We start from the raw sequence: 6739 nt of genomic DNA, 5'->3' as shown, positions 1-6739 counted from the left end.
GCCGTGAGTCCGAGAATTCTCGCATTTGGAAAATTAGAAACACACCTGCCCCATTTATTTGTTGCAGAGGCTAAATGATGAGCTTCGTCAACAATAATTAAATCTGGCGGTAAATAATTATTCACACGTCTAATAAATGTATCAACGGAACACACTTGTACTAAAATATTATTATTTACAGGATAATCAGGTAATACAAGATTATGTGGAATATTAAAAGCATGTAGTGCGCTTGATATTTGTTCTATCAATTCTATTCTGTGTGCAAAAATATAAACACGGTTACCTTTTTGTTGTGCTAGTTGTGTTATTGCTGATATAATTACAGTTTTACCCGCACCCGTTGGCAATACCCCTAAGATGTTCTTGTTTCTTAAGAATGACTTTCTTAGTTTATTTAAAAATTCCTCTTGATAATTTCTTAGGATCATTTCTTAAAACCTCCGAGATAATTATCATCTAACAAAAAAACTTAAACACAAAATGCAGTTATCCCATTTGGTTATTTATCCTATTGGGATATTTAGCCCATTAGGCTATTTGGACTAATTGCATTTTTTATTTTGTCCTTTGTTTAGTAAGATAAAACCGCCGTAATTTAATCACCAAAGGGGGACAGAATGAAACAAGTATCTATTAATTCAAAAATGCACGAATTAATTAAAAAGAACGCAAAGAAACACAAAATTACTATGATTAGTTACCTAACAATTATTATAAAAAATGAAATGGAACAAAATGAAACAAGAAATGCAAAAGCAAATGGAGATGATAAACAGTTTAAAAACTGCGGGTAAATTAAAAGAAGCTGAAGAAATCGAAACAAGTTTTAAAAAAATTTATGGTGAATATATATCAAACGAAACGTATCAAAATCATCACGCTATTTCACGCTCTAAAATTTTAAAATTATTAGAATCTGAGTGGCATTTTTATAAACATTTTTTAGATCCAAAGCGTCCTAAATTTAAAGAAACAGCGGCAATGATAGCAGGAACTCATCGGCATATTGCAATTTTAGAGCCTGATTTATTTGATAAAATGTTTGTTTGCTATAAGGGTGAAGGTGACAGACGTACTAAAGAATACAAGGAATTTGCAGAAAAACATAAAGATAAAACTGTCCTTAAAGAAGAGGAATTTAATGAAATTCTATATTGTAGAGACGCTGTTTTAAATGACCCAGTTGCAAAAGTTTTATTAAAAAATGGCTTGTATGAGAGAGCCTATTTTTTAGATGATAAAGACGATGGTATAAGTAAAAAAATAAAGCTTGATATTATTTCAGATCTCGCAATATCAGATATAAAAAAATGCCAAAATGCGAATAAATACGAATTTGAGTTTGACGCTGGAAAATTTAATTTAGTCATACAAGCAGCATATAGTTTGGATATTTATGAAAAAATTTCAGGAATTAAAAAAGACAATTTTGTTTTAATCGCTGTTGAAGAAAAATACCCATACAATGTTTATTGCTACGATTTTAAAGATGAAGACTTAAATTTAGCAAGAGAACATATTGATTTAGCTTTAAAATTATATAAAAAATGTTCTGAAACTAACACATATAAAAAAACAAATTATCCCATAAGAACTTTAGATATTCCAGAACGTTTTAAGCTTAGGAGAATAGGATAATGTTACAGACAGTTGATAATAAAGAAACAAGTTTAACAAAAACAAATACAGAAATGCAAACAAAAGCGATTCAAGCACAAGCTGCGGTTTTTATGGCTAAACAATTTCCTAGAGATTTACATACTGCGGATTCAAAAATTACTAATATTTGTAAAAGCAAATCATTAGCAAATATTGCTTTGTATAGTTACTCAAGAGGAAATCAAATTGTATCGGGTGCTTCCATTAGATTAGCCGAAACAATAGCGCAAAATATAGGAAACTTTCAAAGCGGCGCAACCATTTTAGAACGTGGTAAGGGCTGGACAAAAGTAGAATCGTGGGCTTGGGATGTTGAAAACAACAACTTTGCTAGTAGGGTTTTTGTTGTAGATCATGTAAGAGAAACAAAGAAAAGTAACACTGGAAAAATAGAATTAACCTCAGAGCGCGATATCACGGAATTAATTTTAAACATGGCAGCAAGACGTAGACGTGCTTGTATTTTAGAATTAGTTCCTTTTTATATCACTGAAAATGCGGTTGCAGAATGCAAAAAAACACTTTCAAAAGAATTTAGTGAGTCCCCTCAAGAACAAATCAAAAAAATATTAATTAAATTTTCTGAAATTGGCGTTACTAAAAAGATGATAGACAACTATTTAAAACACGATATTGAATTAATAAATGAAGAAGAAATAATTAATTTGAGAGGAATTTACAACGCAATTAGTTCAGGTACAAAATCACGAGAAGATTATTTTGTATTTGAAGAAACAAAAACAAGTAAATTAAATAACGCCATAGCCGCTGAAATTATTGAGGTTTCCCATGCTAACTAATAGCGCAAGATTAATTGGAAGAGTTGGATCAGAAATTGATTTTAAGAATGATAAAATCACAGTTGCAAATTTTTCTTTAGCAACAAAAGAATATTTCACTAAAAATGAAAAAAGTAATGAGATAACAGATTGGCACAAAATCGTAGCATTCGATAAAACCGCTGAAAATATAAATAAAATAGTAAAAAAAGGCGACTTAATCGAGGTTTTAGGAAAAATTAAATCAAGATCATGGGATGATAAAGACGGAATAAAAAGATCTGTTACAGAAATTATTTGTTTTGAATTTATGCTCTTTCCTAAATCAGAAAATAAAAAGGATAATATTACAGAAAATAATACATCACCACCAAAAAATATAAATCGTCCAATGGCGGATGATATTCCATTTTAAGGAAAAAAATAATGAATGAAGTTGACCCAATATTAAAAGGATTAAACACACCAGCAGCGTATTTAATTTATTCTTTAATTGTTCTTTATGGAGTATATCGCTTTATAATGAACATATCAGAAAAATTTATTGAAAAAGTAACAGCTCAACTTGCAAGTATTAATACTGCAATTAATAACACTAATTCAGAGCTATCAAAAACAAGAGAAAGTCTTGTTGGACTTCAGCATCAACATTTGAATTTAGAAGATAGGGTGGAGAAAATCGAGGATAAAATTAAATGAAATTATCAGATAATTTTACTTTAGAAGAAATGGAATTTTCAAAAACTGCAATTGAAAGAGGAATAAAAAACAAGGCTAATGATAATATTATTTTTAATTTAAAATTGATGTGTGAAAATTTATTAGAAGCTCTCAGGAGCGAATTAAAATGCAGTATTAAAATATCATCAGGTTATCGTTGTCCCGAACTAAATAAAGCAGTTGGCGGCCGTGAAAACTCAAAGCACACAAAAGGGCAGGCTGTTGATATTTATGTTGATAAATTTAGTCCATTTGAGCTATTTAATTACATTAAAAATAATAAAAATATTTTTGACTATGACCAATTAATCTTTGAAAAAACAAAAAATAAGAAATGGATTCATATTTCGTATTTAAGTAAAGAAGAAAATCGCAAACAAGATTTTATAATGGAGTTTTAAAATGGAAAGTAGTTTTAAAGAATTTATGCTAAAAACTTTTAAAAATTTAGATATGTACCCTTATTTAGAAGATTTATTTTCAAATATAGATAATTTTATTGATGATTTTAATTCTTTTAAAAGCCCTTTTTTAAATATTACAATGCCACCAAGGCATTTAAAAAGTGAAACTGTCACAATTAGACTACCAGCTTATATAAACGAAAAGTTTTCTGATTTAAATATTGGAGTATTTTGTAACAATCAAGATTTAGCAAATCGTTTTAATAATAATTTTAAAGAAATTTGTCCAAAGAAAAAAATTAAAAATAATATTCAATATTTTGGATTTAACACTGGTTTAGGATGTAGAGATTTTGATCTTATTATATTTGATGATTTAATTCGATATTTAAACGAAAAAGATAGTGAGCGTTATAAAGAAATTTTACACGAGCAAATACCGTATATAGTTAGACGTCTAAATACTCCATATAATAAACCAGCAGGTTTAATAAATTGTCATACTCGCTGGAGTTGCGACGATCAAACTGGAATTTTAATGGATAATTATAAAGATAAAAATTGGAAAGTATTAAAATATCCATTTTTTAATTTGCTCACAGACCGCTTTAAGGTTGAAAATGTTTTGAATCACATTAAATCCGATGAAATATTTAAAGCTTTATATTTGCAAGAGCCTATAAAAAAATGACTTTAAAATACAAAATTATAATCTGCTTTGTTACTTTAGTTGCTGTTTTTTTTGCTGGCCGTTTTTCTCGACCAGAGGCACAACCTGCGGTGGTAAAAACTCAAAAGGAAGAAAAGCAATCGGTAAATTTAGTTGATTCAAAACAAGAGGAAATAAAATCGAAAACAATAAAGCATAAAAACAAAATCAAATTGTCAGAAAAAAAACCTGATGGTTCTGAAAAAACGCTTGAAATTGTGTCAAATGATACAAATGAAATTACAAGCGGCCAAATTTTAAATTTATCCACTTTAGATAGTGAGACTAGGACTAGTGAAAAATTCGAGCTTAAAATACCTAAAAACAATTTAGCGATAGAAACTCAACTAGGAATTGAAAATAAATTTAAAAACTTTTCAGAACTTCCAAAATCATTTGAATTTTCGCCTAATATTTCAGCAAAACTTGATTACAGGGTAACAGGCGGCCTATGGGCTTTTGCAAGAATTAAACACGAAATTTTTAACAACAATAACTCTTGCGAGATCGGGATCTCGCACAGACTCGAATTTTAATATCGCCGTCCCTAGTAGACGGTCCAAAAACAACGCTAAGGAAATAATTATTATGAAACAAATTTTAAATTATCAAGTGGAACAAGTGAATCAAGATCAATATTGGGACACCTACTATAAAAAGTTTATGCAGGACTTCCCAGACGAGCTAACTTTTATTCGAGAGGGAATATTGACAAAAGATCAACTTGAAAAAAGAAAAAACCTATTAAAAATGACTTCAAATATCTCACATCATTTTATTTTAAAAGATGGTGATAAAGCTATTGCATTGTTTAGAGGTGAACAAAAAGACGTAGATGTTTATTATTTGCGCCACGGAGTAGTCAAAAAAGAATATAGAAAACAAGGAATTTTATCCGAATGTTTAAATAAAGCAATTGAGTTTTGTAAAGAATTAGGATTTGTCCAAATTACATGCTGCTTTGTTTTATCAAATAACAACATATTGGCGCAAATGATCAAAAAAGATTTTTTCCTTACAGGTATAGAAACACATGCGGAATATGGTCAACTAGGTTGGTTAACACATTTTTTAAATGAAGATCTAAAAAAGGCTTATTTATTTAGATGTGGAATGGTCGAATTTTCTAATAATTTATTTATTAATTCAGAAGGAAATTCAAAAAAATTACTGGATAAATTAAGCGGTTGTTTTTAATAGCAACCTGCTTAAATAAGTTCTTAAATCCATGTGTAAGTCAGCAGCTTTTTTAACTAATTGATAGTAAACATCATCATCTATATAAACTCGTTTTGATTTTTTAATATTATTTCTGTCGGCTAAACCATGCTTTAAATGATCATCACAATAATATTCACCGTTGTAAATTCTTTTATTGGTTAATTTGCCACACTCAAGGCAAGTTATTTTCATATAAAATTCCTCCGTAAAAATTAAACCTGACTCATTATATACAAATTCTTTTTAATTTCAAGATATTATGGTTATAAAATTAACATTTTTATAACTTTCCAAGTAAATTTCTTAATCTAAAGAACTGAACATTTTGAGTCATATAACCTTCTATTTAAAAAGGACAATCAAAATCATTTTTGACTTTATCCTGAGTAACATCAAATTGTTTATCATTTTTATTTTTAAATTCCAATATTTTTTTAGCAAAACTTTTCTTTCTACCACAAAGGATATCTGAACTAATCGGATGTTTTTCTTTATCAATTTTAGCGTTCCAAATTCGCAATTTTTTATTATTCTTTTTTGGATGGAAGAAGTTTTTATCTGTTAATTCAAAAGAAACTATTGTTTTTAATTTTGGAATTAAATTTTTTAATTTATAATGCCTCGAATCTGTGACACATAAAATAAGCTTATCTTCATTAAATATTCCTATTTTTCGATTGTAGCGAACAACTGTTAATTTATGATTGCTTAAATTAACAGCATTTATTTTTGTGGTATCAATTTTTTTGATATTGCTGTTTTCAGCAAATACACTGTTAATTAAAATTAAATCAGGCTTAATTTTTGACTCGCCTGCTAGGGTCACAGGATTTTGTTTATTTTCCTCTTCCACAGCAGGGCATGCTGGAATAGGGGCAATGCTTAGGGCAGGGGGTGGCTCCCTTCTGGTATTTGACGGCTCTAAAATCGGGCATAATTTTAGACCCGAATCAAAATAAAAACTATCGTCTGCTAAAAAATCGGGCAAACAGTCTGGCTTAATGCCAAATGTCTCTTTTCTGTTCCTATATATAGAGCGAACGGTGTTTTTAATTTGATAGCTTTTGCATTCCTGCGAACTCTCAAAATTTGTAATCCATTTTATACGTAAGTTTATCTTTTCTAATGCTTCTAACTCGGAATAACCCGCCATTTTATAGTATACTGCCCAAGACCAAATCGCTAAATTTCTTTCACCGTCTTGAACTAATTCTGGTCTAATTAATTTAGGATCTACCTTTTTA

At 29.1% G+C, this 6739-nt stretch carries 12 protein-coding genes; 9 read left to right on the top strand and 3 right to left on the bottom strand.

Going from position 1 to position 6739, the window contains the following annotated elements; translation table 11 throughout:
• A partial coding sequence (locus ACIQ56_RS16990; RefSeq protein WP_397602224.1) for a DEAD/DEAH box helicase occupies positions 1 to 431 on the bottom strand: 431 nt, incomplete at its 3' end.
• Positions 432 to 620: 189 nt separating this feature from the next.
• Here ACIQ56_RS16990 and ACIQ56_RS16985 point away from each other — a divergent pair.
• The 9 genes from ACIQ56_RS16985 to ACIQ56_RS16945 are packed head-to-tail and all read left to right on the top strand — an operon-like array spanning position 621 to position 5471.
• The gene (locus tag ACIQ56_RS16985) at positions 621 to 797 is read left to right on the top strand and encodes a hypothetical protein (protein WP_397602223.1); all 177 of its coding nucleotides are present in this window, start codon (positions 621 to 623) and stop codon (positions 795 to 797) included.
• Entirely contained in the window at positions 763 to 1641 is an 879-nt protein-coding gene (locus ACIQ56_RS16980; RefSeq protein WP_397602222.1) for a PD-(D/E)XK nuclease-like domain-containing protein, read from the top strand. Before ACIQ56_RS16985 ends, ACIQ56_RS16980 begins: the two co-directional genes overlap by 35 nt.
• Entirely contained in the window at positions 1641 to 2462 is an 822-nt protein-coding gene (locus tag ACIQ56_RS16975; RefSeq protein WP_397602221.1) for a hypothetical protein, read from the top strand. Before ACIQ56_RS16980 ends, ACIQ56_RS16975 begins: the two co-directional genes overlap by 1 nt.
• Entirely contained in the window at positions 2452 to 2856 is a 405-nt protein-coding gene (locus ACIQ56_RS16970; RefSeq protein WP_397602220.1) for a single-stranded DNA-binding protein, read from the top strand. Before ACIQ56_RS16975 ends, ACIQ56_RS16970 begins: the two co-directional genes overlap by 11 nt.
• Positions 2857 to 2867: 11 nt before the next feature.
• Entirely contained in the window at positions 2868 to 3140 is a 273-nt protein-coding gene (locus tag ACIQ56_RS16965; protein ID WP_397602219.1) for a hypothetical protein, read from the top strand.
• Positions 3137 to 3562, top strand: coding sequence for a D-Ala-D-Ala carboxypeptidase family metallohydrolase (locus ACIQ56_RS16960; RefSeq protein WP_397602218.1), 426 nt, complete (start codon positions 3137 to 3139; stop codon positions 3560 to 3562). Before ACIQ56_RS16965 ends, ACIQ56_RS16960 begins: the two co-directional genes overlap by 4 nt.
• 1 nt (position 3563) lies before the next feature.
• Positions 3564 to 4256, top strand: coding sequence for a hypothetical protein (locus tag ACIQ56_RS16955; protein ID WP_397602217.1), 693 nt, complete (start codon positions 3564 to 3566; stop codon positions 4254 to 4256).
• A complete protein-coding gene (locus ACIQ56_RS16950) occupies positions 4253 to 4810 on the top strand; it encodes a hypothetical protein (protein WP_397602216.1) in 558 nt (185 codons plus the stop codon). Before ACIQ56_RS16955 ends, ACIQ56_RS16950 begins: the two co-directional genes overlap by 4 nt.
• 52 nt (positions 4811 to 4862) lie before the next feature.
• Positions 4863 to 5471, top strand: coding sequence for a GNAT family N-acetyltransferase (locus ACIQ56_RS16945; protein ID WP_397602215.1), 609 nt, complete (start codon positions 4863 to 4865; stop codon positions 5469 to 5471).
• Here the strand turns inward: ACIQ56_RS16945 and ACIQ56_RS16940 are convergent.
• Positions 5454 to 5687, bottom strand: coding sequence for a hypothetical protein (locus ACIQ56_RS16940; RefSeq protein ID WP_397602214.1), 234 nt, complete (start codon positions 5685 to 5687; stop codon positions 5454 to 5456). The genes ACIQ56_RS16945 and ACIQ56_RS16940 overlap by 18 nt on opposite strands.
• Before the next feature lie 154 nt (positions 5688 to 5841).
• Positions 5842 to 6739: hypothetical protein (locus tag ACIQ56_RS16935; protein WP_397602213.1), on the bottom strand; the 898-nt coding region annotated here is incomplete at its 5' end.

Origin of the sequence: Silvanigrella sp., from assembly GCF_044369315.1 — a bacterium.
In the GTDB taxonomy this organism is placed as follows: domain Bacteria; phylum Bdellovibrionota_B; class Oligoflexia; order Silvanigrellales; family Silvanigrellaceae; genus Silvanigrella.
The sequence above is the reverse complement of the archived record's forward strand: the minus strand, read 5'-3'. Positions and strand labels throughout refer to the sequence as shown.

Excerpts from the sequence above, each read along its gene's own strand:
- ACIQ56_RS16960 (WP_397602218.1), top strand. The coding sequence starts at position 3,137 with ATGAAATTATCAGATAATTTTACTTTAGAAGAAATGGAATTTTCAAAA.
- ACIQ56_RS16950 (WP_397602216.1), top strand. The coding sequence starts at position 4,253 with ATGACTTTAAAATACAAAATTATAATCTGCTTTGTTACTTTAGTTGCT.
- ACIQ56_RS16975 (WP_397602221.1), top strand. The coding sequence starts at position 1,641 with ATGTTACAGACAGTTGATAATAAAGAAACAAGTTTAACAAAAACAAAT.
- ACIQ56_RS16965 (WP_397602219.1), top strand. The coding sequence starts at position 2,868 with ATGAATGAAGTTGACCCAATATTAAAAGGATTAAACACACCAGCAGCG.
- ACIQ56_RS16985 (WP_397602223.1), top strand. The coding sequence starts at position 621 with ATGAAACAAGTATCTATTAATTCAAAAATGCACGAATTAATTAAAAAG.
- ACIQ56_RS16940 (WP_397602214.1), bottom strand. The coding sequence starts at position 5,687 with ATGAAAATAACTTGCCTTGAGTGTGGCAAATTAACCAATAAAAGAATT.
- ACIQ56_RS16955 (WP_397602217.1), top strand. The coding sequence starts at position 3,564 with ATGGAAAGTAGTTTTAAAGAATTTATGCTAAAAACTTTTAAAAATTTA.
- ACIQ56_RS16945 (WP_397602215.1), top strand. The coding sequence starts at position 4,863 with ATGAAACAAATTTTAAATTATCAAGTGGAACAAGTGAATCAAGATCAA.
- ACIQ56_RS16980 (WP_397602222.1), top strand. The coding sequence starts at position 763 with ATGGAGATGATAAACAGTTTAAAAACTGCGGGTAAATTAAAAGAAGCT.
- ACIQ56_RS16970 (WP_397602220.1), top strand. The coding sequence starts at position 2,452 with ATGCTAACTAATAGCGCAAGATTAATTGGAAGAGTTGGATCAGAAATT.